We start from the raw sequence: 20,999 nt of genomic DNA on the forward strand, positions 1-20,999 counted from the left end.
GGCGCCCGGTGGCGCCCCGCGCATCTGCGAGTTGCCCGTGATGAAGCGTTACCTGTACCTCTGGCACCGTTGGCTGGGCATCGTTGCCTGCCTGTTCATGGCCCTGTGGTTTATCTCCGGGGTGGTGATGCTGTATGTCGGCTACCCCAAGCTGACCCCGGCCGAGCACCTGGCCCACCTGCCGGTGCTGCAACTGGAGCCTGCCCCAGCCGACCTGGGGCAGGTGCTGCACGCCGCCGATCCGCACCAGCCGCCCACCCGCATCCGCCTGACCACGGTGGCGGGGCAGCCGCGCTACATCCTGGAATACCCCGGGCCGCGCAAGGTGGCGGTCGACTCCCACAGCGGCCAGCCGGCGGCGCCCCCCGATAGGGTCGAAGCCCTGGCCGCGGCCCGCCAGTTCGCCCCCGAAGCGGTGGCGCGTGATCGTGGCGTCGTGCAGGAAGACATGTGGAGCCTGTCCCGGGCCCTGGATGCCGACCGGCCGCTGCACCGGGTGGCCATTGCCGATGCCGAACGGCGCCTGCTGTATATCTCCGGCACCACCGGCGAGGTGGTGCGTGACGCTACCGCCAGCGAACGCGGCTGGAACTGGATCGGCGCCTGGCTGCACTGGCTGTACCCGTTGCGGGGCATCGGCATCGATGGCGCCTGGGGGCCGATCGTCACCTACCTGTCCCTGGCCGCCACCCTGATGGCGGTGCTCGGCCTGGCGGTGGGCGTGCTGCGCTGGCGCTTCAAGCGCACCTACCGCAACGGCTCGCACTCGCCGTACCAGGGTTTTGCCCGCTGGCATCACCTGGGGGGCATGCTGTTCGGCGTGCTGCTGATCACCTGGATCTTCAGTGGCCTGATGTCGATGAACCCGTGGAAGCTCTTTAGCAGCGCCCAGCCCTTGTCGGTGGCGGCGTACCAGGGTGGTCCACTGCGCGCCCTGGCCTTCCCGCTGAATGCCGGGCAGGTCCTGCAACGCTTTGCCGATGACGGCCTGCAGGCCCGGGAACTGGAGTGGCGGATGATCGCCGGCAAGGGGTATGTGATTGGCTATGACGGCGCCGGGCGTACGCGGATCTTCGACATGGCCGGGGATCGGGTCCAGCGCCGGTTCCACCCCGGCACCTTGCAGCAGGCGGCCTGGGCCATCCGGCCAGGGCAACCGATGCTCGTCGAGCAACTTGCCGCCTACGACTTCTATTACTACGCCCGGGAACCGCAAAGCATGATGGGCCACCTGCAGCAGCGCCTGCCGGTGCTGCGGGTGCGTTTCGACGACCCGGCGCAGACCTGGCTGCACCTGGACCTGCACACCGGCGCCATCGTCGGCCAGTTGGACCAGCCGCGCCGCGCCTCGCGCTGGCTGTTCGCCCTGCTGCACAGTTGGGACTGGCTGCCGCTGCTGGCCAACCGGCCGTTGTGGGATCTGTGGATGATCGCCTTCAGCGCCGGAGGTTTGCTGGTCAGCGCCAGCGGGGTGGTGCTGGGCTGGCGGCGCCTGGGGCGGTCGTTGCAGCGGCGTTGACGCGGGGGCAGGGGAATACACCGACCTGGATCAGCCTAATGGGATATTTTTCCCGTTTAACCCACCGGCGGCCGGTCCAGCGGTGATAATGCGCGCCAGCCACTCACGTTCAGCCATTGGAGCCCGTCGCGCCCATGTTCGTCATCACCCCGCAGGACCCTGAGACTTACCGTCGGCAAACCCGGCGCAGCACCTTGATCATCGCGCTGGTGTTCATTGCCCTGGCCATGCTGTTTTCCAGCGCGGCGGTGGCGCTGTTCGGCCAGCCCGGCGGGGACAACCTGCTGTGGAACGCGGCAGGTGTGTTCACCGGCCTGCTGATCAGCGCGGCGTTGTTGCGCAGTGTGTTCTGGAGCAAGCCGTGGATGGCGGCGGCGGTCTATGGCTGGCGCCTCAAGCGCAGCCTGATGCGGGTGACCAACGTCATGCACCAGGTCACCGCCGGGGTGGCGGCGGGTGATCCTGCGGCCCTCAAGCTGCTGCGCTTCTATCACCTGGGGCTGATCCAGATGCACCAGCTGGACGCCAACTCCAGCGCCCACGGGCAGATGCACGGTGAGGTGGAGCGGCATCTGGCGCTGCTGGCCGAGCATGGCATCGACCCGCACCAGGAACGCCTTGAAGCGCAATGGCTGGAAGCGGTGAAGCGGCACAAGACCCCTTGACCGGCAGGCCCCGGCGCTGCCGGGGCTATTGCAGATACCGCCACAACGCCTGGGCAATCTCGCTGGGCTGGCACTGGGTGCCGAAGACTGCCTGGCCAATGCTCAGGCCCAGTTGCCGGTAACTCTCGAACTGCGCCTCGTCGAAAAACTGATCCACGGTGCTCTGGTTGGGAAAGCCCGGATTGGTCCGGGCGTAGTTCAGCACGTCCGGCGTCAGTCCGGCGATCAGCCGGGGCTTGAGCACCAGGATCCGGCAGTGGGGCGTCTGGCACAGGTCATCGTCATTGCCCGGGGAGTGGGCATGGACGTTGAGCAGCAGGGCGCATTTCTGGTTCTCGGCGCTCGGTGGCTGGCGGAATTCCTCAAGGCTGGCAAACACCGTCTTGAGCTGCGGATGGCTCAGAACCCCCGGGTCTTCGCGGATCTCCAGCGCCTGGTCGATGCGCGCCAGGCGCACCAGGTTGGCCAGGTCGTCGAACTGGTAGTCGGGGTCGCAGCCGGCGTCGCAGGTGACGATCAATTCCACCTTGCGCTCCTTGCGCAGCAGTTCGTAGGTACCGGTGTTTTCGAAGTGCCCGCCGTCTGACAGGTACTGGTAGTCGCGGCGGTAGCCGTGAAAGCGCGCGGTCAGTTCATAGAACAGGTAGGCCTGGGTGCCGTAGCGGGTCCAGGGCTTGAGGTCCCGGGGCACCCAGTGCTGTTGCCCGGGGTCGAGGAAGTGGCTGGGCCACCAGATGCCCAGGCGCACGTTGGCCAGCCCCAGCACCAGCGACATACCGAGGCTGGTGGCGCGACCCAGGCCGGTGCTGAAGGCGGCGCCGGAGACGCCGATCCACTGGCCCAGGGTCAGCGGGCTCATGATCTCCGAGGCCGGGCCATGGTCGAGGTCGCGACGATAGGCCGTGCCATCGAGAATGTAGCGTTCTGCCGGGCATCCGGCGCTGGGGGCCGGGCTGTCGGGTGCCCAGTTCGGCGCGATGCACAGCGGCTTGCCCTTGCGGTCGCGCTGCACCAGTTGTTCGGCCGGGTCGACGGTCAGGTTCATGGTGACGTTGATCAAGTGCACCGGGCCGGCACTGGGGCTGGCGTAGTACTGCTGCAGCGACAAGTCGTCGCTGGACATGGGCTCGGCCACGCTCATGTAGGTGCGGCGCTGTGCGGCCGGGCCGTTGAAGCGTCGGCCATTGGAGGCGCCCAGGTAGGCGCGGATCAGCCGCGCCGAGTAGAAGGCCTGCAGCGATGAGGTATTGAGGAAGCCGATGAAGCGCCCGCTGATGTGGGTCAGCACGGCCGCCAGCAGGCTCAGCGCCGCCAGCCGCCAGGCCACCGCGTGGTCGCCGGACACCACCCCGCCGTCGTGGGCGATCCACTGCACCAGCAAGCCCCAGCACAGGCACAGCAGGCTCAGCAGCAGGCCGCCGGCAATCAGCGCGAGCACGTCCAGCGGCAGCTTGTGCATCCAGCCCGGCAGGCGTTTTTCATCCTTGAGCAGGGCCAGGCGCCGCACCAGCCACACCAGGCCCACCAGCAACAGTAGGCTGCCCAGGGCCCTCAGGTCGTGCAGGTAGCTGTACAGCGCCTGGGCCGCAGTCACCAGCAGGGCGAGAAAACCCAGCACCGCCACCGCGGCCATCGCCCGGCCCAGGGCGCGGGTGATCTGCACCCGATAGTTGCGCACGCTGTTGGCGCAGGCGTTGTCCTTGGCCGGGTCGCGGTTGTCGGCCAGGCGCCGCACCAGTTGCCGGGTGATCAGCAAGGCGCAGCTGCCCACCAGGGCACAGCCCAGGGTCAGGGCGCCCACTGCCTGCCACTGGGCCAGCCAGTAGGCCAAGGCGCCGCTGAGCCACAGGCCGATGACTATGCCGAGCATGATCCGGTACGCCGCGTTGCCCATGCTCGGCGGCCGGTCCAGGTCGCCCTGGGGAATGACCAGCCAGTACGCCACGGCGCAGGGCAGGGCGAACAGCACACCGGCCATCAGCGGCCAGAGCAGCAGGCTGGCCTGGCTCAGGACCTGGAACAGGCTCAGCAGGCTGAGCAGCAGCACGATGGGCAGGCCGATCATGGCCTGCAGCGACAGCCAGTTGCGCCAGGTCATGGCCAGGGCGTAGAGCATGTCGCCCGAGCCGGTGGGGGTCAGGTAGCGGCCGTTTTCCCGCAGCCAGGCCGCGGGGCCCTGGCCCGGTGGCCGGGTGGCGTAGTCGACGCCGGTGCTGATGCGCCCCGGCGGCTCGAAGCGCAGGGCTTGGTAGGCGTTGTGGGCGGCATGGGCCACCGGGTCCTGGGGAGCCTGCGGCTGCAGGCGCCCGGGGAGGAACAGGCTGCTGAAGAAACTGCCGATATAGCCACCGCCGCTGACCGTGGACAGGTAGTCGATGCGCGACAGCAGGCTGTGTTCGCGCGCGCCCGTAGGCTGTGGTTGCGCCTCGGCGGGGGCCGGAGCCCGGGCCATGGCCTGCAGCACCCCAAGGCCGAAGGTTGCACTGCGAATGCCGCCACCGGACAGTGCCAGCCCCCAGTTGCCCCGGCCGGGTGCGCCGGTTTCGGGGGCTTCCTGTTGCAGGCTCTGGCGCCTGAAGCGGATGCGTTGGTGCTCGATCTGGTACGAGGTGTCGGCAGAGGTCATGGGCCTTCCTTGGAATCGGGTGTGGGGCACGAGCCAGGGGGAGTGCCAGGCCGGGTGCCCCGGCAAGCGTCAGGCAGAATACCGGATGCCGCGGCCCTGATGTGCAGCGCAGAGCGTTCGGCGTCTTTCGGCAAGTGTTTTTTTTAGCCGCGTGCCAGGGGTGCCGGGGCATGTGGCGGCTGCAATTGCGCAGGGGCTTCCATGCGCCTTGTGCATGAAAAAAATGGTCCTGGTTATAACGTTAGATTTTATTCATATAAATGGACATAAGCTTTAGCCGCTATGCTGCCGCCAGTTTTTGACCTGGCCGCGTGATTTGTAGGGCTTTATTGATGGATGTGGGTAACTTCGGTTTTGTAGTCGCGGGCCTGGTAGTGGGTTTCATCGTAGGCATGACGGGTGTGGGGGGCGGTTCGCTGATGACCCCGATCCTGCTCTGGTTCGGCATCAACCCGGCCACGGCCGTGGGCACCGACCTGCTGTACGCGGCCATCACCAAATCCGGTGGGGTGCTGGTGCACCAGAAGAACCGCAACATCGACTGGCGCATCACCGGCTGGCTGACCCTGGGCAGCGTGCCGGCGGTGGCGCTGACCCTGTGGTTCCTGAAGAATCTCGACACCGACCCCCAGGCCCTGAACGCGGTGATCAAGCAGGGTCTGGGGTTCGTCCTGCTGCTCACTGCCCTGGCCATTGTCTTCAAGAAGAAACTCATGGCCTTCGCCCAGCGCCATGGCAGCGACTACCAGCCCAGCCCCGGCGGGCTCAATGGCCTGACCGTGGTCACCGGGGTGATCCTGGGCACCATGGTTGCCTTGACCTCCATCGGCGCCGGTGCCCTGGGCACCGTGGCGCTGTTCATCCTCTATCCGTTCCTGGCCACCAAGCGCCTGGTGGGCACTGAAATCGCCCACGCCGTACCCCTGACCCTGGTGGCAGGCCTGGGCCACGCCAGCATGGGCAACATGGACTGGCACCTGCTGGGTTTCCTGCTGATGGGCTCGTTGCCCGGGATCTGGATCGGCAGCCACATGACCGGGCGCATTTCCGACGAGATCCTGCGCCCGTGCCTGGCGGTCATGCTGTTTTCCATTGGTTACAAGCTGGCCTTCTGAAACCTGGCGCGGCGTTTCAGCTGCGCCGATACAGCGCTAGAAACCCCGCCAGCGCCAGCATCGCCGCACCGCAGCATTGATTGAGCCGGCGCATGCCGCTGGCGGTCAGGAACTTCGCCGCTTGCACGCCACCCGCGGCGTACAGCCCCATCACCAGCACCTCCACCACCGCAGTGACCAGCGCCAGAGTGGCGTACTGGATGAGGACCGGCTGGGCGGGGTCGACGAACTGCGGCAGGAACGCGGTGAAGAACAGCAGCACCTTGGGGTTGGTCATGGCCACCGAGAAGCTGCGCCGGAACACCTCGACGCGCCGTGACCCGGCCTGCACCTGCTGGGCTCCGAGGGCCTGGGGCGCACTGCGCCAGAGCTGGATGCCGAGCCAGGCCAGGTAGCACACCCCGAGCCATTTCAAGGCCATGAACAACTGCTGCGAGGCCATCAGCATGGCCCCCAGCCCGAGGCCCACGGCAGCGATGATCAGCACATCCGAAAGCGCCGCACCGGCCATGCCTACCGCCACCAGTTGGCGATTGCGCGAGGTGCCGTTGGCCATGGCCAGGAGTGAGGTCGGCCCGGGAATCAGGGCACCGATAAAACAGCTGGAGGTGTAGAGCAGCAAGGTGGTGGTATTCATCGCGCGGTTCTCGGCGGGCAGGTGGCAATGCCGGTGCAGAATGCCCCAGGCCGGCGCGGGATTAAAGGCATTCGCCGGGCACTTTGGCCGCCGTTGTCGAATCAGCGTTGCCGGTTGCCAACTTCTGCGGATCCACGGGGTCAGTTATCCTGCGCTGGCCATTGGATGGCAGTGTTGCCTTTTTCCTTTTCTGTGATGTGTTCATGACTACTTCCCCACCTCGTGGTGCAGCGCCCAAGACCTCCCGCGGCGGCGAGATCGGTGCTGCAATCCGTCGCTTCGACTGGTCGCAGACCGCGGTGGGCCCTCGTGAAGGCTGGCCCGGCCTGCTGCGCAGTACCTTGAGCCAGATGCTCGAGTCCCCGGAGAGCCTGTACCTGCTGTGGGGGCCGCAGATGCAGTTCTTCTTCAACGATGCCTACCGCCCGGTCCTCGGCCCGCGCCTGGCCAATGCCCTGGGGCAGACCATCCAGACCCTCTGGGCCGATGCCTGGCCGGATGTCCAGCCGATGGTGGAGCAGGCGTTTCTCGGTTACTCCTGCCGCCACGAAGACCTGCCGGTGAACATGCAGCGCTACCCTGGCGAAGAGCTGACCTGGTGGTCGTTCTCCATGAGCCCGGTGTATGACGAGGACGACGAACAGGTGCTCGGAGTGCTGTGCCACACCGTGGAGACCACCGATCGCGTGCTGCTGGCCCGGCACGCCCGGCAGACCGAGGCGCACCTGCGCGAAACCCGCGAGCTCAATACCCGGGTGCTGGCCGCCAGCAACGACTGCATCAAGGTGCTGGACCTCGATGGCCAGCTGTCGTTCATGAGCGAAGGTGGCCTGCGGGTCATGGAGGTCAGTGATTTCAATGCGGTGCGGGGCTGTCCCTGGCCGGACTTCTGGCAGGGCCAGGGCCACCAGGAGGCCCGGGATGCCATTGCTGCCGCGCGCCAGGGTCGCTCGGCGCGGTTCCAGGGCGCCGCCGATACCCTCCAGGGGCGCACCAAGTGGTGGGATGTGCAGGTTACGCCGATGCTCGACGCGGCCGGCCAGCCGGAGAAGATCCTCTGCATTTCCCGGGACATCAGCGCCACCCGCGAGGCGCAGGAGGAACTGCGGCGGCTCAATGAGTCTCTGGAGCAGCGGGTCCAGGAGCGTACCCAGGAGCGCGACCGGATCTGGCAGCTGTCCACGGACCTGATGCTGGTGGCGGACTTCAATGGCCGCATCGTCGCCGTCAACCCGGCCTGGACCCAGCTTCTGGGCTGGGAGCGCGAGGAACTGGAAGGCAGCAGTTTCTACGATTTCATCCACCCCCAGGACAGCCTGGCCGCAGCGGGGGCGGCGGCCGATCTGTCCCGGGGCGAGAGCTTTTCGCGCTTCGAGAACCGCTTTCGCCACCGCGACGGTTCCTATCGCTGGATGGCCTGGAGCGCTGTGCCGGACCCGCACCACATTCACGCCGTGGGCCGTGACATGCAGGCCGAGCGCGAGGCCGCCCAGGCGCTGCGCAAGACCGAGGACATCCTGCGCCAGGCGCAGAAGATGGAGGCGGTGGGGCAACTGACCGGTGGCGTGGCCCACGACTTCAACAACCTGCTGACGGTGATCCGCTCTTCCACCGACCTGTTGCGCCGCAACCTCAGCGAAGAGCGCCGGCAGCTGTACATCAAGGCGATTTCCGACACCGTCGACCGCGCCAGCAAGCTCACCGGCCAGCTCCTGGCGTATGCCCGCCAGCAGAACCTGCGCCCGGAGACCTTCGACGTCGGCGCCAGCGTGCAGTTGCTGGCGCAGATGATCAATCCACTGATCGGCGCCTGCATCGAACTGCGTATCGAGTTGCCGCAGCAGCCTTGCTACATCCACGCCGATGCCGGCCAGTTCGACACGGCGCTGATCAATATGGCGGTCAATGCCCGGGATGCCATGCAGGGCGAAGGCTTGCTGGTGGTGGCTGTGGAGCGGGTGGCGCAGATTCCCCCCAGTGCCAGCCAGGGTGCCCAGGCCGGGGACTTTGTCGCGGTATCCCTGACTGATACCGGCGCCGGCATCGACCCCCAGCAGATCGAACGGATCTTCGAACCCTTCTTCACCACCAAGGAGGTGGGCAAGGGCACCGGCCTGGGCTTGTCCCAGGTGTTCGGTTTCGCCCAGCAATCGGGCGGCGGCCTGGCGGTGCACAGCCAGCCGGGGCAGGGCACGTGCTTTACCCTGTACCTGCCGCGCGCGGAGGCCCTGGCCGGCTTGCCGACGCCAACCCAGGCGGTGGTGCCCATGATCGACGGCCAGGGCATGACCCTGCTGGTGGTGGAGGACAATCCCGAAGTCGGCGTGCTGCTGGCCCAGTCCCTGAACGAACTGGGCTACCAGACCGAATGGGCCACCAGCGCGGCGGAGGCCCTGCGCCGCCTGGGCGAGGAGCGGACCCGATTCCAGGCGGTGTTTTCCGATGTGGTGATGCCGGGCATGAGCGGTATCGAACTGGCCAGCCGGATCCGTTGCGACTACCCGCGGTTGCCGGTCATCCTCACCAGCGGCTACAGCCCGGCCCTGGCCCAGGGCCAGACCCGGGAGTTCGTGTTCCTGCAAAAGCCCTACTCGGTGGCGGAACTGGCCCTGGCCCTGAGCGCGGCGATCGGCCAGCCCGAGGTGCCGTAGGCACCCGTTTCAACTCAGGCTGGCTTCGATCACCAGGACATTGGCGCTGGCGGTGCGCACGTTGAAGCAACGCGTGGGGCTGATGGTGGAGCCTGCTTCGATCAGCACTTCCTGTTCATGTTCCATGCCGGCGCCGCCTTTGCGATAGACCACGGCCTTGCGGTTGCCGTAGGGCGCGCTGAGGATCCAGATCGCCGGGGCTGGGTTGGGGGCCGGGAGCAGGTCGTTGTACGCATGCCAGGCGGCAATTTGAGGGCACAAAGAGGTCGAGAGCGGTTTGTTGGTGACGAAGGTTGCTACTTCGCTCGGGCGGCAGGAACCACCGTGGAACAGCACCTGGCCGGGGGCGATAAACCGTCCGAAGTGCCTGACCTCGGTATTCAAGGTGTCCGCAGTGAACTTGCCAGATGCTCTTTGATACTCCTTGAGCGGTGCGGAATCCTTGAGGTAGGGCATGGCCGCCTTGGCTTGCCTGAGCTGGGGGTGCACTTGGAGTTGGCGGCGGAATTCGTTGACCACGCCCGAACCGACGTAGTGGCCCAGGGTGTGCAGCACAAAGTCCCTGGCGTTACGCACGGTCTGTTGCACGCGCAAGGGCCGGGTTGGCCAGTTGTTCTTCAGCGCGGCCTCGTGATACAGCCGTTCCCGCTCATCCGGAGGGCTGTCGCTGATGGGGTAGAGGTCGATCAAGGGAAGGTGGGTCATGGGGGGCTGGCCTGGTACTCATTCGCGGCGGGCGGCGGGCAAATAGTCGCCAAGCCTCTGCTGCAGAGGCTTGGGCGCAGGAGTTTTGCATGCTTGCCGGGCCCCGGCAATGGTTCGCGGGGCACTGGTTCAGCTGGCCTTGCTGAACCATTCCTGGGCCGAACGCCACAGGCACACGCCGAGAAAGTAGGCCGAGGCTGCCAGCCACAAGCCCATGATCGGCGGGCTGTGCAGCGGGTGGCTGAGGATCAGCAATGCGCCGCTGAGCAGCCAGACGAAGGTCACGATGATGTTCAGCCCCATCCACTTGCGTACCCGGAACGGATGCAGGAACTGCACCCGGGTGGCGGTCAGCAGGGCCAGGGCGAAGATGCTCAGCAGGCTCAGCCAGGGGCCGGGCTCGATCAGGTAGAAGCACAGGGCGACCACGTTCCAGGCCGCGGGAAAGCCCTGGAAGTAGTTGTCGTGGCTCTTCATGTTGACGTTGCAGAAACACAGCAGCGACGACAGCAGGATCAGCGAGGTGGCCAGCAGCGCGCTGTATTCCGGCAGGGGAATGTAGCGGTAGATGAACAGCGCCGGGATGAACACATAGGTCAGGTAGTCGATCACCAGGTCCAGCACCGAGCCGTCGATGTTGGGCAGCACCGAGCTGGTCTTGACCTTGCGCGCCAGGGAGCCGTCGACGCCATCCACCAGCAGTGCCACCCCCAGCCATAGCAGGCAGGCCTTGGGCTGGTTGTCGAACAGTGCCAGGGTGGCGAGCAAGGCACTGACCACCCCGGTGGCGGTGAAGCCATGGGCGCCCCAGGCTTTGATTCTGGCGATCTGCAGGGTCGATATCACGGACGTTTCTCCAGCGGCTGTGGTGCCCGGGCGATGTCCGGCGCAGCAGCGCCGGCAAGCCTGGCCAGGTTGCAGTTATCGACCGGAAAGCCTGGCAGAAGGTTCAGCGCGAACCTTGAATCAGGCCCGGCGCCGCAAGCGCCGGGCCAGTGGCTGGCCTGGCCCGAGTGCGCGGTCGAGGGGGCTGGTTTGAGTCTAGGCGCCACTCTGGACGAGGCAACAGAAAAAACGCCACGTGACCGAAGGTCAGGTGGCGTTGCGGGCAGGCGCAGGCACCGGAGGGGCTGCCGGGTTGATTACTTCCCGGTCTCCAGGGCCGTGAGGATGGCGTGGGCGGCCTTGATCCGTTCCTCGTTGGGGTAGTTCTTGTTGGCCAGCAGGACAATGCCGATCTGCTGGCTCGGCACGAACACTACATAGGCGCCGAAACCGCTGGTGGAACCGGTCTTGTTGTACAGCGCGTCGGCCTTGGGGGCTGCGGCCGGGGTCAGCCATTGCACCGGGTGCGGCTCAAGGGCCATGGCCGATGAGTTGCCCGCCAGCAGGCGTGCCAGGGGCACCGGGTAGGCGTAGCGCTCCCAGCCCAGGCCCTGGGTCATGTCGCCGACCTGGTAGTAGCCGCTCTGGGTCGCCACCATGGCTTGTTGCAGGGGGCGGTCGAACTGGCCCGGTTGCAGGTTGCCGGCAATGAATTGCAGCAGGTCCGGGGCGCTGGTCTTGACCCCGTAGGCTTCGGCATCCAGCGGCCCGGGGCTGAGGCGGATCGGCCGGTTCTGCTTGTCGTAGCCCTGGGCGTAGTGCCCCAGTTGGTCCTTGGGCAGATGGATGTAGCTGTGCTTGAGGCCGAATTTGGGAAACAGCGTCTGCTCCATCAGCCGGTCGAAGGGCTGGCCCAGGCTGCGGGCGGCCAGATAGCCGAGCAGGCCGATGCTGGGGTTGGAATACTGGCGTTGGGTGCCGGGGCTGAAGGTGGGTTTCCAGGTGTTGTAGTAGTCCAGGGTCTTGTCTTCACCCTGCACCTCGTCGGGGAACTGCAAGGGCAGGCCACCGGCGGTGTAGGTGCCCAGCTGCAGCAGGCTGATGCCGTCGAAGGCACTGCCGCGCAGGGCCGGCAGGTACTGGCTGGCGTGGTCCTCAAGGGCCAGCTTGCCGCTGGCCTGGGCGTAGCCGGCGAGGGTGGCGGTGTAGGTCTTGCTCACCGAACCCACCTCGAACAGGGTGTCGTTGTCCACCGGCTGTTGATTGTCCTTGGAGGCAACCCCGTAGTTAAAGTAATGTCGCTTGCCGTTGGCGATGATCGCCACCGCCATGCCGGGAATGCCCTGCTGGTGCATCAGCGGGCGGATGGTGGCGTCCACGGTGGTTTTCAGAGCGCTGTCCGCGGTGGTCTCGGCGAAGGCGCTGGAGGCGCCCAGTAGCAGTGCGCAGGCGCTGATGACGCTTAGTCCGGTCAAGGTTGTGTGCCGCATGATTGGTTGGTTTCCCTGGGTTCTGGTTATGTACGCCGCGTTTGTCCCAGCGGCTTTGCGGCCCCGGCGTTCTTCGTGGGAACGCTCCGGGCGGCCTGCCCGCGAAGCCTTCCTGGCACAGGAGGGCGTGGCCGGTGCTGCGCGAGCGAGGCCAATGTAGGCAGTTTACGGCACATCGACAAACGACCATATTTCGCACGAGCCATTAGAAAAACTAGGGAATGCCCATGCTCCGTCCCCATCTGCCCCTGAATGCGCTGCGGGCTTTCGAAGCTTCGGCGCGGCACTTGAGTTTCACCCGTGCGGCCATCGAGCTGTGCGTGACCCAGGCGGCGGTCAGCCACCAGGTCAAGAGCCTGGAGGCCCAGCTCAACGTCACCCTGTTCAAGCGCCTGCCCAGGGGCCTGATGCTCACCAGCGAAGGCGAGACCCTGCTGCCGGTGCTGCGCGAATGCTTCGACCGCATCGCCCAGACCCTGGGACGATTCGAGGGTGGGCACTATCGTGAAGTGCTGACGGTGGGCGCGGTGGGCACCTTCGCCGTGGGCTGGCTACTGCCGCGGCTGGAGGACTTCCAGGCACGCCATCCCTATGTCGACCTGCGCCTGAGCACCAACAATAATCGGGTGGACGTGGCGGCGGAGGGCCTGGACTATGCCATCCGCTTTGGCACCGGGGCCTGGCACGGCATCGAGGCGCTGGCGTTGTTGCAGGCGCCACTGTCGGTCTTGTGCGTGCCGGAACTTGCCCGCCAGTTGCACAGCCCGGCGGACCTGCTGGGGCAGACCTTGTTGCGCTCCTACCGCACCGACGAATGGCCGCAGTGGTTCCAGGCGGCGGGGCTGGGGGCCAACAGCCTGTTGCCCCAGAGCGTGGTCTTCGACTCGTCCCTGGGCATGCTCGAAGCGGCGCTGCAAGGCCTGGGCGTGGCCCTGGCGCCGCCCTTGATGTTCCAGCGCCAGTTGGCCAGTGGCGCGGTGGTGCAGCCCTTCGACATCGGCATTGTCACCGGCAGCTACTGGCTGACCCGCCTGCAGTCCCGGGCCGAAACCCCGGCCATGGGCGCGTTCAAGGCCTGGCTGCTGGAAGCGGTGGCCGGCTAGCCATCAATAGCGCCAATGCCCCGGTGTCCAGACCCACTGGCCGGCGTGCCAGCGGTAATGCCCGGCAACCCAGTGATAGCTCGGCGCCGGCGCCATCGGAATCACCTCGACAATGGGCGGCGGCGGTGGCGGCCGGCGAGGATGGGCCGGGGCCACCACGCAGCCTGCCAGGGTGGTGCCAAGCAAGGTGGCGATGAGAATGCTTTGGATCGTACGAAGCATGGGCGGTTTCCTGAGGGGGCAGTGGGCCCGCGGCCATCGCGGGCGGTTGAGGGTTGAACGTGGCCCGGGGCGAAATCCGTCGCCGGGCCTTCAATCTCTATTGGCTGCGCGGTTTTTCCCCGGGCCCCGCAGGTACATGGCGTCCACCAGTTGCTGGCGCTCCTTGAGCGACAGGCTGCCGGCAAAGTCGGCCAGGACCTCGTCGACCCGGGCCCGCAGGGCGATGTCGGCATCCCGGGACTTGCCCAGTTGGGCATCCAGGGCATTGCGGTCCAGTGGTTCGGCCCCCAGTTCACGCACCACCGCCTGGCGCGCCTCGCGCCCGGCGATGATCAGCGGCTGGCTATCGATGCGAGTCTGGCGCAGCAACTGGCGCAACTGGCGCCGGCGCTCTTCCGGCATCTGCGCCATGGCCTGGCGCAGGCCGTGCTGGGGTACCGCCAGGGCCTGGGCCGGCTTGGGGTGGCCAAGCCACTGATAGAGGCCGCCGGCCACGCCGCCGATCAGGAACACGTTGATCAGCAGCGACAGCACCAGGCAGGTTTTCAGCGCACGCATGGACAGGCTCACTGTTCGGCCTCCTCGGCATTGATGCTCAGGACGAATTCCGCGTCGCTCTGGTCGAACACGCTGGGCAGGGCCTCGGCGGAGGTCGACAGCGGCAGGCTCAGGGCCACCGCAAGCATGCCGGCGGCGACTCCGGTAAGGCCGACCCCGACCCAGCCCAGGGAGGCCAGCCAGCCGGCGTAGCGGCTCCAGAACGGCGCGCCGGGCTGCTGCGCGGCGGCGATGATGCGCCGGGCCAGGGCCGGGTTCGGTGCGGGCACCTGGTAGCGGTCCAGCTGGCTGTCGAGCCAGTGCGCCTGGCGCAGGGCTGCCGCGGCCTGGGCATCACCGCAGTCGAGCAGGGCCTGGGCGGCGGTGCGTTCAGCGCTGGGCCAGCGTTGCAGGTCGGCGCCATAGGCGTCGGCCAGGTGCACGAAGCGTTCGGGGGTCATGGTTTTCTCCTTCCTGAGAGGTCCGCGCCGGGGGCCTCGGCGAGGTGGCTGCGCAGGTTGCGCCGGGCCCGCGACAGCAGGCTTTCCAGGGCTTCGACGCTGATCTGCATCAGCGCCGCGGCCTCGGTGTTGGACAGTTCCTGGTAGTACTGCAGGACGATCGCCTCGCGCTGGCGATCCGGCAGTTGGTCCAGGGCCTGGGCCATGCGCCGGCTCTGCGCGCTGGCCTCCAGTTGTTCATCGGGCGCCGGGCGGGTGTCCAGGGCCTCGCAGGCGTGCTCGCTATCGACCGGCACATGTTCCTTGCGCCGGCGCAGGCGGTCGTAGCACAGGTTCAGCGCCACCCGGTGCAACCAGGTGTCGAACCGTGCCTGTTCGCTGCGCCAGCTGGCGGCCTGTTTCCAGATCCGCAGGAAGCTCTCCTGGGCGATGTCCCGGGCTTCGTCGGCATCCCCCAGCAGCCGGCTGGCCAGGGCCAGCAGGCGCGGCAGCTTGCGCGTGACCATTTCCTTCACGGCCTGCGCGTCGTTGTTGCCGATGCGTTTGAGCAACTCCAGATCCGGGTCGGTTTCGTTCAAGTGGGCAAGTCTCGGTGCGCTAACGGGGTAGTCCAGGGCATCACGGCATCAGCGCACCCAGCGGCCTTCGACCCAGTACCAGCGCGGCCCATGGGCCTGCCAATGGCCGGGCATCCAGTGCCCGCGCTGCATCACCGGTTGCCAGTGGCCGGGCACCCAGACGTAGCCATGCCCGCGCCAGCGCCAGTTGCCGCGGTCCCAGGCGTAGCCGGGGCGGGCCACCGGCATCGGCTCATAGCGCATGGGCGGTGGTGCCTGCTGGATGATGATGGTTTCGGCATAGGAGGGCGTGCTTGCCAGCGCACCAAGTGCCAGGGGGATCAGCAGCAACGTGCGCAGACGCAGCAGGGAACGGACAAGCTTCATGATGACTCCTTCAGGCCTGCGTTCGCTGATGAACGCAGCTGATGGGTTCAACGATAGATGGGCTGGGAATCCGTCGCGGGCAAATGAAATTTTTATCCGCGTCCGGTTCAACCCGGGTTCAGCTGGCGGGGGCAGGGCGCGGGCAGCGGCGGCTGGAAATATTTGTGCAGGGGCGGCGACGGATCTCTGCGCGCTACGCCGTTGAATCAGTAACCGTGCAGCCACGGCTGGCGATGGTCGCCAGTGGCGCTTGCCGGTCGTATCACTGAACCCATGAGGAATTCACCATGTCCCGTCGCATTGCACTGCTGATTGTCATGGCCACCCTGCTCTCCCTGGGCGGTTGCGTGGTTTACCCCGGGCACTACCACGGCTGCTGCTATCGCTATGGCTACTACCGCTAGGGCGCAGGGATGAAGAGCGGCGTGCCCCGCGGTTCTTGGCTAACCCCCAGGGGCCCGGCACAATCCTCGACCTTGCAGGGCATGCCTGGCCGTCGGCTTGATGGCGGGCATGGCCCGATGCCGTGGAGGAAGGTGGATGCCCGTCTTGAACGAACAGGATCAGCCCCAGGATCCGGATGCGATTGCGCGCCCGGTGTGCGCCTTGCGCATCTCGACTCAGGAACAGCGCTGGGAGCGGCCGTGGCACAGCCACCGCAAGGCCCAGCTGCTGTTCCCATTGTCCGGCGTGCTCAGTTGCGAGAGCGCCGAGGGCCTGTGGCTGGCCCCGCCGCAATGCGCGGTATGGATCCCCAGCGCCACCGACCATCGGGTCCAGGGGTTGGAGAACGCCCTGGGCTATTGCCTGTTCGTCGAACCCGAGCATGCCCGCTCACTGCCGCAGGCCTGCTGCACCCTGGCAGTGTCGCCCCTATTGCAGGAGCTGCTGCAACGCTGCGCGCAATTGCCCTATCTCTATGACCAGCAGGGTGCCGAGGGGCGGTTGATGGCCGTGGCCCTGGACGAGCTGGCGGCGGCGCCCCGGGAGCAGATCCACCTGCCCATGCCCCGGCATGAACAGCTGCGGCGCCTGGCCGGGCAGATCCTTGAACAGCCGGAACGCCGCCTGAGCCTTGGGCAATGGGCCGAGCAGATCGGCCTCAGCGAACGCAGCCTGAGCCGTCTGATTGTGGCCGAGACCGGCCTGAGCTTCGGCCGCTGGCAGCGCCAGTTGCACATTCTTCTGGGGCTCAAGCAATTGGGCCGGGGCGACTCGGTGGAACGGGTCGCGCTGACCCTGGGCTATGACAGCGCCAGCGCCTTTATCCGCATGTTCAAGAAAGCCGTCGGCCAGCCGCCGGGGCGCTTCTTTGCCGAACGCCGCCAGGCCCTGGAACACGACCTACCCCTGTAGCCGCTGCCGAGCCCGCGAGGCTGCGCAAAGGCTCGCAGGGCCTTGCTTGACGCACACCAGCGCCTGCAAAACCGCCACGGCCACCTCCATCACTGCGGTCGTTTGGCCGGATTGATCAATAATTTGTCAATCTCGACTGATGCGGACAGGTTCATACGGGAAGATGATAACCATTCTTGTTTGTCAGCTTTCTTGAGGTGTTCCCATGTACTTCGATCATCAGCATTTTCCCCTGGTCTGGATGCGCCCCGCCAAAGGCGCCGGGCAGCCGGGAGTCGAGCCGTTCCAGCAGTTGGAGGCGTTGATGCAGCGCGGTCAGGCCTTTGTCCTGATGAGCGATGCCATGCCCGATCCTGCGCAGCGCAACACCGAGCAGAGCAAGGCATTGCTCAAGCAGGGGGCGTTATGGATGAAACGCAACAAGGCGGCGATCCGTCGCTGGATCAAGGCCATGATCGTCATCGCCCCGGAACCCGAGGCCCAGGCCGGGGTCGAGGCCTTTGCCGATACCTATGAAAAGTTCTGGGGTTATCCGCTGTTGCTCAGTGCCTCGCCGCTGGCGGCCGCCAGCCTGGCCCAGCAACTGCTGGCGCCACCGCGCAGCAACCGGCACAACTGGTGAGGGCGGGGCGGCGGCCCCTAGCCACGCAGGTGTTCGGGGAGGTTGGCGCTGATCACCTTGCCCATGCTGATCCGTGGTTCGACCTGATAGCCCAGGGTCTGGTAGAAGCTTTGCACGGCGGCGTTGCTGCTGAGGATCTGCAGGTTGATCTTCAGGCAGCCGCGGCCCTGCAGGGCTTGTTCGCCATGACGCACCAGGGCCCGGCCAGTGCCGAGCCGGCGCTGTTGCGGGTCCACCGCCAGGGCGTAGAGCCAGCCGCGGTGGCCGTCATAGCCGGCCATCAGGGTGCCTATGACCTGTCCTTGGTCCAGGGCGACGAAGAACAGAGCGTCATCCACCGCGAGCTTGCGGTCGATGGCCAGGCTCGGGGTGTTGTGGGCCGTGTCGTAGCCGAAGCTGCGGTTCCACAGGTCGATCACGGGCTGGCGATGGTGGGGGTTGCTGTATTCGACGATCTGGATCATGGCGTGGCTCGCTAAAGTGTGGGAGCACAGAAGGGCGGGTTTCAGTCCTGATGGCCGGGCCAGGTTTCGGTGGGGAAATAGGCCTCCAGCCCCGGTTCCTTGTGGTCCACCCCGTCCCGGGTCCAGTAGCAGCTCAAGCGTGAGTAGTTGTCCAGGTCGCCGCGCACCAGGCAGGTGGCGTTGTGCCCCGGCCAGCTGAAACGCAGCACATCGGCCTCGGCCATGGTGGCCCGCTCCACTTTGCCGGTGGCGGTGGTGGTCTTGCCGTCGATGGTCTTGACCAGGGTCAGGGCCTGGTTCTCGTAGCGGATCACCGCGGTGCCCGAGTAGGTCGGCCCGCCATCGGGCTCCTTGCCGATCAGCATGAACTGGCCGGGCACCATGCTGTAGTAGATGTGAAGGTCCTGGTCCTGCTTGGGGGCGGCCTGGGCAGCAAGGCTGGCCAGCAGCAGGCCGAGGAGGGGCGCGCGGCGGGAGAAATACGGCATTGATGCTCACTCCTGTTGAGGCGGGGGGCCATGATTCCAGACTTGGCCCTGCAGATAAATGCCCGGGCTCTAGCGATGTTCGATGACCAGGATCGCCGTGGTGTCGGCCTCCAGGGCTTCGAACACGTGGGGCAGGTCGGCGCTGTAGCGGATGTAGTCGCCGGCCTCCAGGCTCACCGGGCTGTCCGCAGGCCCGGCCAGGGCCCGCCCGCTGCAGATCACCAGGTGTTCCACGGTGCCCGGCAGGTGGGCCTTGGACTGGCGCGCCTGGCCGGGTTGCGCCTTCAGGCGATACAGGTCGCGCTGCGCCCCCGGCGGGCAGTCATCGAGCAGGGTCGCCGCGTAGTGGGCATCCTCGGCATGGGCGGTGGTGCCTTCGTGGGCACGGATGACTTTCAGCTGATGCGCCGGTTGCTGGAAAAACCGCGTCACCTGCAAGCCCATGGCCTGGGCCAGGGCCCACAGGGTCTCGATGCTCGGGTTGCCCAGCCCGGCTTCCAGCTGGGACAGGGTGGACTTGGCCACCGCAGCCCGCTTGGCCAGTTCCGAAACGGAGAAACCAGCGTTCAGGCGCTCGCGCTTGATGGCCATGGCCAGCAGGCCGATGGGCGACAGGGAGGTTGGGTCGTTCGTTTTATCATTCATATCTCTATTAAATCATCCTTGATTCTCTTGACGCAGATAAATTTCGCCGTTCATTATATCGGTTAATTGTTCGGTATAAATAAAACAAGGGCGCCGAGATGAACCGATTGTACAAGGCGGGCCCATGGGCCTGAGCCTGCGCCTGATGGTCATTCCGTACCACGAAATCTACCTGGCCGTGCATTGCCTGGCCCACCTGCAACAGTGCCTGGGGGACTGGCTGGTGGCGGGGCAGACTCACCTGTTTGTCGAGTCGCCGCGCTGGTACAGCCGCTAGGGCCGACCGCCGGGCGCGAGGTGGGCGGTGAATCCATTGCCTGCATTAATGCGAAGCATTACTATTCACGCCCCACTTCCCCAGCGCCCCGCGATGACAGCCAAGCCGCCCCGCAGACCAGGCTTTTTCGAGCACTACGAAGAGTTGATCGGCACCTGGACCCGGCGCTTGCGCAATCGCCAGCAGGCCGAGGACCTGGCCCACGACACCTTTGTCCGGGTGCTGGAATCCGATGCCGCCACGGTGCAGCAGCCGCGCGCCTACCTGCATCAGACCGCGCGCAATATCGCCGTGGATGCCTTTCGCCGAGAAGACCGGCGCGGTGCCCTGGAAGAACAGGGGGTCCACCTCAGCGTGTCGCCCAGCGGCGACCCGGAGCATTTCATGCACGCGATCCAGTTGGCCGATTCCATCGAACGGGCGCTTGGCGAGTTACCGGTCAACTGTCGCAAGGTGTTTGTCTGGCAGAAGATCGAGGGCCTGACCCAGGCCGAGATCGCCGAGCGCCTGGGGCTGTCAAAGAACATGGTGGAAAAGTATATGATCCGCACCCTGCGGCATCTGCGCGACCGTCTGGACGGGTCGGCCCCATGATCAGTCGTGGCGATTTCTCACCCTCTGCCAAACAGGAATTTGCATGATGGACAGCCGCGATTGCGCCAGCGCGCAGGCCAGGATTCGTGACGAGGCGGCGGCCTGGTTCACGCGGCTGCAGGAGCCCGAGGTGAGCCCGGAGCAGCAACTGCGGTTCCAGCAGTGGCTGGCCGAGGATCTGCAGCACCGGCACGAGTTCCAGTTGCTCGAAGCCCTGTGGGCGGCCACCGACCTGGTGCCCAGGGCGCGCCTGCAAGCGCTGTGCGCCACCCCGCCGGCCAAGGCCCGGCGGCGCCCGCTGCTGCGCTTTGCCCTGGCTGCCGGGGTGGCGGCGCTGGCCGTGGGCCTGGGGCTGTTCAGTGGCCTCAACCAGCCGGTTTCCTACAGTGCGCAATTCGTGACCGCCCTGGGCGAGCGCCGCCATGTGGCCTTGCCCGATGGCTCGCAGATCGACCTGAACAGCCGCAGCCACCTGCAGGTGCGTTATGCCCGGAACCAGCGGCTGATCGAGCTGGTGGAAGGCGAAGCCCTGTTCAACGTCGAGCACGACACGGATCGGCCCTTCGTGGTGGCGGCGGGAGCGGGCAAGGTCACGGTCACCGGCACCCGCTTCGATGTGCGCCGCGATGAACGCCAGACCCGGGTGGCGGTGGAGCAGGGCCGGGTCAAGGTGCAGGGGCGCGACGCCGCGACGGATGATTTCATTGCCCTGACCCCGGGCCAGGGCACCCATGTCGATGAGCACGGCAAGGTGGCTCAGGCCTACGCGGTGAACCCCGAGGCGCTCACGGCCTGGCGCAGTGGCAAGCTGGTATTCAACAACGCCTCCCTGGCCGAGGTGGTGGCCGAAGTCTCGCGTTATCGCGAACAGCCCCTGCGGGTGGCCAGCGCCGCAGTGGGTGAGCTGCGCCTGACCAGCGTGTTCAAGTCCGACGACACCCAGGCCCTGCTCAAGGCCCTGCCGAGCATCCTGCCGGTGGAGGTGCGGACCCTTGCCGACGGTAGCCAGGAAATTTTTTCACGTTAGATTCAGGTTTTTTTTCAGTTCATCGT

At 66.4% G+C, this 20,999-nt stretch carries 23 protein-coding genes; 10 read left to right on the plus strand and 13 right to left on the minus strand.

Annotated features, from left to right (window positions below; all coding sequences use genetic code 11):
• The first annotated feature begins 40 nt into the window (after positions 1–40).
• Positions 41–1,519: a PepSY domain-containing protein gene (locus BM382_RS25430; RefSeq protein WP_019094672.1), complete on the plus strand. Its 1,479-nt coding sequence runs from the start codon at positions 41–43 to the stop codon at positions 1,517–1,519.
• Positions 1,520–1,653: 134 nt separating this feature from the next.
• Complete coding sequence (locus BM382_RS25435; RefSeq protein ID WP_011062343.1) at positions 1,654–2,184, plus strand: DUF3087 domain-containing protein; 531 nt, start codon at positions 1,654–1,656, stop codon at positions 2,182–2,184.
• 25 nt (positions 2,185–2,209) lie between these two features.
• Here BM382_RS25435 and BM382_RS25440 read toward each other — a convergent pair whose 3' ends face one another.
• Complete coding sequence (locus tag BM382_RS25440) at positions 2,210–4,810, minus strand: patatin-like phospholipase domain-containing protein (protein ID WP_072444599.1); 2,601 nt, start codon at positions 4,808–4,810, stop codon at positions 2,210–2,212.
• Between the two features lie 332 nt (positions 4,811–5,142).
• On the opposite strand from BM382_RS25440, the gene BM382_RS25445 reads away from it, so the two are divergent.
• Positions 5,143–5,925: a sulfite exporter TauE/SafE family protein gene (locus tag BM382_RS25445; protein WP_011062341.1), complete on the plus strand. Its 783-nt coding sequence runs from the start codon at positions 5,143–5,145 to the stop codon at positions 5,923–5,925.
• A gap of 16 nt (positions 5,926–5,941) precedes the next feature.
• On the opposite strand, the gene BM382_RS25450 is transcribed toward BM382_RS25445, so the two are convergent.
• Positions 5,942–6,562: a LysE family translocator gene (locus BM382_RS25450; protein ID WP_015636393.1), complete on the minus strand. Its 621-nt coding sequence runs from the start codon at positions 6,560–6,562 to the stop codon at positions 5,942–5,944.
• A gap of 203 nt (positions 6,563–6,765) precedes the next feature.
• Between BM382_RS25450 and BM382_RS25455 the strand changes: the two genes are divergently transcribed.
• Positions 6,766–9,213 (plus strand): PAS domain-containing protein, encoded by a 2,448-nt coding sequence (locus BM382_RS25455; RefSeq protein WP_011062340.1) that lies wholly within the window; start codon positions 6,766–6,768, stop codon positions 9,211–9,213.
• A 9-nt stretch (positions 9,214–9,222) separates the two neighbouring features.
• On the opposite strand, the gene BM382_RS25460 is transcribed toward BM382_RS25455, so the two are convergent.
• The 3 genes from BM382_RS25460 to ampC form a co-directional block, all read right to left on the minus strand.
• A complete protein-coding gene (locus BM382_RS25460) occupies positions 9,223–9,918 on the minus strand; it encodes a hypothetical protein (protein ID WP_011062339.1) in 696 nt (231 codons plus the stop codon).
• 129 nt (positions 9,919–10,047) lie between these two features.
• A complete protein-coding gene (pcsA, locus tag BM382_RS25465) occupies positions 10,048–10,764 on the minus strand; it encodes a phosphatidylcholine synthase (protein WP_011062338.1) in 717 nt (238 codons plus the stop codon).
• Positions 10,765–11,060: 296 nt separating this feature from the next.
• Positions 11,061–12,233 (minus strand): class C beta-lactamase, encoded by a 1,173-nt coding sequence (gene ampC, locus BM382_RS25470; protein ID WP_011062337.1) that lies wholly within the window; start codon positions 12,231–12,233, stop codon positions 11,061–11,063.
• 227 nt (positions 12,234–12,460) lie between these two features.
• On the opposite strand from ampC, the gene gcvA reads away from it, so the two are divergent.
• Positions 12,461–13,336: a LysR family transcriptional regulator gene (gcvA, locus tag BM382_RS25475; RefSeq protein ID WP_011062336.1), complete on the plus strand. Its 876-nt coding sequence runs from the start codon at positions 12,461–12,463 to the stop codon at positions 13,334–13,336.
• Between the two features lie 3 nt (positions 13,337–13,339).
• Here gcvA and BM382_RS25480 read toward each other — a convergent pair whose 3' ends face one another.
• The 5 genes from BM382_RS25480 to BM382_RS25500 all read right to left on the minus strand — a co-directional run bounded on the left by BM382_RS25480 (position 13,340) and on the right by BM382_RS25500 (position 15,500).
• Positions 13,340–13,558 carry a YXWGXW repeat-containing protein gene (locus BM382_RS25480; RefSeq protein ID WP_011062335.1) on the minus strand — a complete coding sequence of 73 codons (219 nt, stop codon included), beginning with the start codon at positions 13,556–13,558 and terminating at the stop codon, positions 13,340–13,342.
• Positions 13,559–13,648: 90 nt separating this feature from the next.
• Entirely contained in the window at positions 13,649–14,128 is a 480-nt protein-coding gene (locus BM382_RS25485) for a periplasmic heavy metal sensor (RefSeq protein ID WP_019094676.1), read from the minus strand.
• Complete coding sequence (locus tag BM382_RS25490; RefSeq protein WP_072444597.1) at positions 14,125–14,556, minus strand: hypothetical protein; 432 nt, start codon at positions 14,554–14,556, stop codon at positions 14,125–14,127. The genes BM382_RS25485 and BM382_RS25490 overlap by 4 nt, the downstream gene beginning before the upstream one ends.
• Positions 14,553–15,134, minus strand: coding sequence for an RNA polymerase sigma factor (locus tag BM382_RS25495; protein WP_015636390.1), 582 nt, complete (start codon positions 15,132–15,134; stop codon positions 14,553–14,555). The genes BM382_RS25490 and BM382_RS25495 overlap by 4 nt, the downstream gene beginning before the upstream one ends.
• A 48-nt stretch (positions 15,135–15,182) precedes the next feature.
• The gene (locus tag BM382_RS25500; protein ID WP_015636389.1) at positions 15,183–15,500 is read right to left on the minus strand and encodes a YXWGXW repeat-containing protein; all 318 of its coding nucleotides are present in this window, start codon (positions 15,498–15,500) and stop codon (positions 15,183–15,185) included.
• 540 nt (positions 15,501–16,040) lie between these two features.
• Here BM382_RS25500 and BM382_RS25505 point away from each other — a divergent pair.
• Together BM382_RS25505 and BM382_RS25510 are read left to right on the plus strand one after the other, a co-directional pair.
• A complete protein-coding gene (locus BM382_RS25505) occupies positions 16,041–16,856 on the plus strand; it encodes an AraC family transcriptional regulator (RefSeq protein ID WP_011062330.1) in 816 nt (271 codons plus the stop codon).
• 205 nt (positions 16,857–17,061) lie between these two features.
• Complete coding sequence (locus tag BM382_RS25510) at positions 17,062–17,478, plus strand: hypothetical protein (RefSeq protein ID WP_072444595.1); 417 nt, start codon at positions 17,062–17,064, stop codon at positions 17,476–17,478.
• 17 nt (positions 17,479–17,495) lie between these two features.
• On the opposite strand, the gene BM382_RS25515 is transcribed toward BM382_RS25510, so the two are convergent.
• The 3 genes from BM382_RS25515 to BM382_RS32205 form a co-directional block, all read right to left on the minus strand.
• Positions 17,496–17,942, minus strand: coding sequence for a GNAT family acetyltransferase (locus BM382_RS25515; RefSeq protein WP_072444594.1), 447 nt, complete (start codon positions 17,940–17,942; stop codon positions 17,496–17,498).
• 41 nt (positions 17,943–17,983) lie between these two features.
• Complete coding sequence (locus tag BM382_RS25520; RefSeq protein ID WP_015636386.1) at positions 17,984–18,430, minus strand: hypothetical protein; 447 nt, start codon at positions 18,428–18,430, stop codon at positions 17,984–17,986.
• A 69-nt stretch (positions 18,431–18,499) separates the two neighbouring features.
• Positions 18,500–19,075 (minus strand): helix-turn-helix domain-containing protein, encoded by a 576-nt coding sequence (locus BM382_RS32205; protein WP_011062327.1) that lies wholly within the window; start codon positions 19,073–19,075, stop codon positions 18,500–18,502.
• A gap of 124 nt (positions 19,076–19,199) precedes the next feature.
• Here BM382_RS32205 and BM382_RS31930 point away from each other — a divergent pair, with 124 nt between their 5' ends.
• From BM382_RS31930 to BM382_RS25535, 3 genes are all read left to right on the plus strand, one after another.
• The gene (locus tag BM382_RS31930; RefSeq protein WP_011062326.1) at positions 19,200–19,352 is read left to right on the plus strand and encodes a hypothetical protein; all 153 of its coding nucleotides are present in this window, start codon (positions 19,200–19,202) and stop codon (positions 19,350–19,352) included.
• A gap of 93 nt (positions 19,353–19,445) precedes the next feature.
• The gene (locus BM382_RS25530) at positions 19,446–19,946 is read left to right on the plus strand and encodes a sigma-70 family RNA polymerase sigma factor (RefSeq protein ID WP_011062325.1); all 501 of its coding nucleotides are present in this window, start codon (positions 19,446–19,448) and stop codon (positions 19,944–19,946) included.
• 43 nt (positions 19,947–19,989) lie between these two features.
• Positions 19,990–20,973, plus strand: coding sequence for a FecR family protein (locus tag BM382_RS25535; protein WP_072444593.1), 984 nt, complete (start codon positions 19,990–19,992; stop codon positions 20,971–20,973).
• The last annotated feature ends 26 nt before the right edge of the window (positions 20,974–20,999 follow it).

The organism is Pseudomonas sp. NFPP25 (genome assembly GCF_900116505.1).
Classification (GTDB): Bacteria; Pseudomonadota; Gammaproteobacteria; order Pseudomonadales; family Pseudomonadaceae; genus Aquipseudomonas; species Aquipseudomonas protegens.

Coding starts and splice junctions, on each gene's coding strand:
- BM382_RS25480 (WP_011062335.1), bottom strand. CDS start 13,558: ATGCTTCGTACGATCCAAAGCATTCTCATCGCCACCTTGCTTGGCACC.
- BM382_RS32205 (WP_011062327.1), bottom strand. CDS start 19,075: ATGAATGATAAAACGAACGACCCAACCTCCCTGTCGCCCATCGGCCTG.
- BM382_RS31930 (WP_011062326.1), top strand. CDS start 19,200: ATGGGCCTGAGCCTGCGCCTGATGGTCATTCCGTACCACGAAATCTAC.
- BM382_RS25520 (WP_015636386.1), bottom strand. CDS start 18,430: ATGCCGTATTTCTCCCGCCGCGCGCCCCTCCTCGGCCTGCTGCTGGCC.
- BM382_RS25440 (WP_072444599.1), bottom strand. CDS start 4,810: ATGACCTCTGCCGACACCTCGTACCAGATCGAGCACCAACGCATCCGC.
- BM382_RS25455 (WP_011062340.1), top strand. CDS start 6,766: ATGACTACTTCCCCACCTCGTGGTGCAGCGCCCAAGACCTCCCGCGGC.
- BM382_RS25510 (WP_072444595.1), top strand. CDS start 17,062: ATGTACTTCGATCATCAGCATTTTCCCCTGGTCTGGATGCGCCCCGCC.
- BM382_RS25435 (WP_011062343.1), top strand. CDS start 1,654: ATGTTCGTCATCACCCCGCAGGACCCTGAGACTTACCGTCGGCAAACC.
- BM382_RS25460 (WP_011062339.1), bottom strand. CDS start 9,918: ATGACCCACCTTCCCTTGATCGACCTCTACCCCATCAGCGACAGCCCT.
- BM382_RS25505 (WP_011062330.1), top strand. CDS start 16,041: ATGCCCGTCTTGAACGAACAGGATCAGCCCCAGGATCCGGATGCGATT.
- BM382_RS25535 (WP_072444593.1), top strand. CDS start 19,990: ATGATGGACAGCCGCGATTGCGCCAGCGCGCAGGCCAGGATTCGTGAC.
- BM382_RS25530 (WP_011062325.1), top strand. CDS start 19,446: ATGACAGCCAAGCCGCCCCGCAGACCAGGCTTTTTCGAGCACTACGAA.
- BM382_RS25445 (WP_011062341.1), top strand. CDS start 5,143: ATGGATGTGGGTAACTTCGGTTTTGTAGTCGCGGGCCTGGTAGTGGGT.
- BM382_RS25515 (WP_072444594.1), bottom strand. CDS start 17,942: ATGATCCAGATCGTCGAATACAGCAACCCCCACCATCGCCAGCCCGTG.
- BM382_RS25500 (WP_015636389.1), bottom strand. CDS start 15,500: ATGAAGCTTGTCCGTTCCCTGCTGCGTCTGCGCACGTTGCTGCTGATC.
- ampC (WP_011062337.1), bottom strand. CDS start 12,233: ATGCGGCACACAACCTTGACCGGACTAAGCGTCATCAGCGCCTGCGCA.
- BM382_RS25490 (WP_072444597.1), bottom strand. CDS start 14,556: ATGACCCCCGAACGCTTCGTGCACCTGGCCGACGCCTATGGCGCCGAC.
- gcvA (WP_011062336.1), top strand. CDS start 12,461: ATGCTCCGTCCCCATCTGCCCCTGAATGCGCTGCGGGCTTTCGAAGCT.
- BM382_RS25450 (WP_015636393.1), bottom strand. CDS start 6,562: ATGAATACCACCACCTTGCTGCTCTACACCTCCAGCTGTTTTATCGGT.
- BM382_RS25430 (WP_019094672.1), top strand. CDS start 41: ATGAAGCGTTACCTGTACCTCTGGCACCGTTGGCTGGGCATCGTTGCC.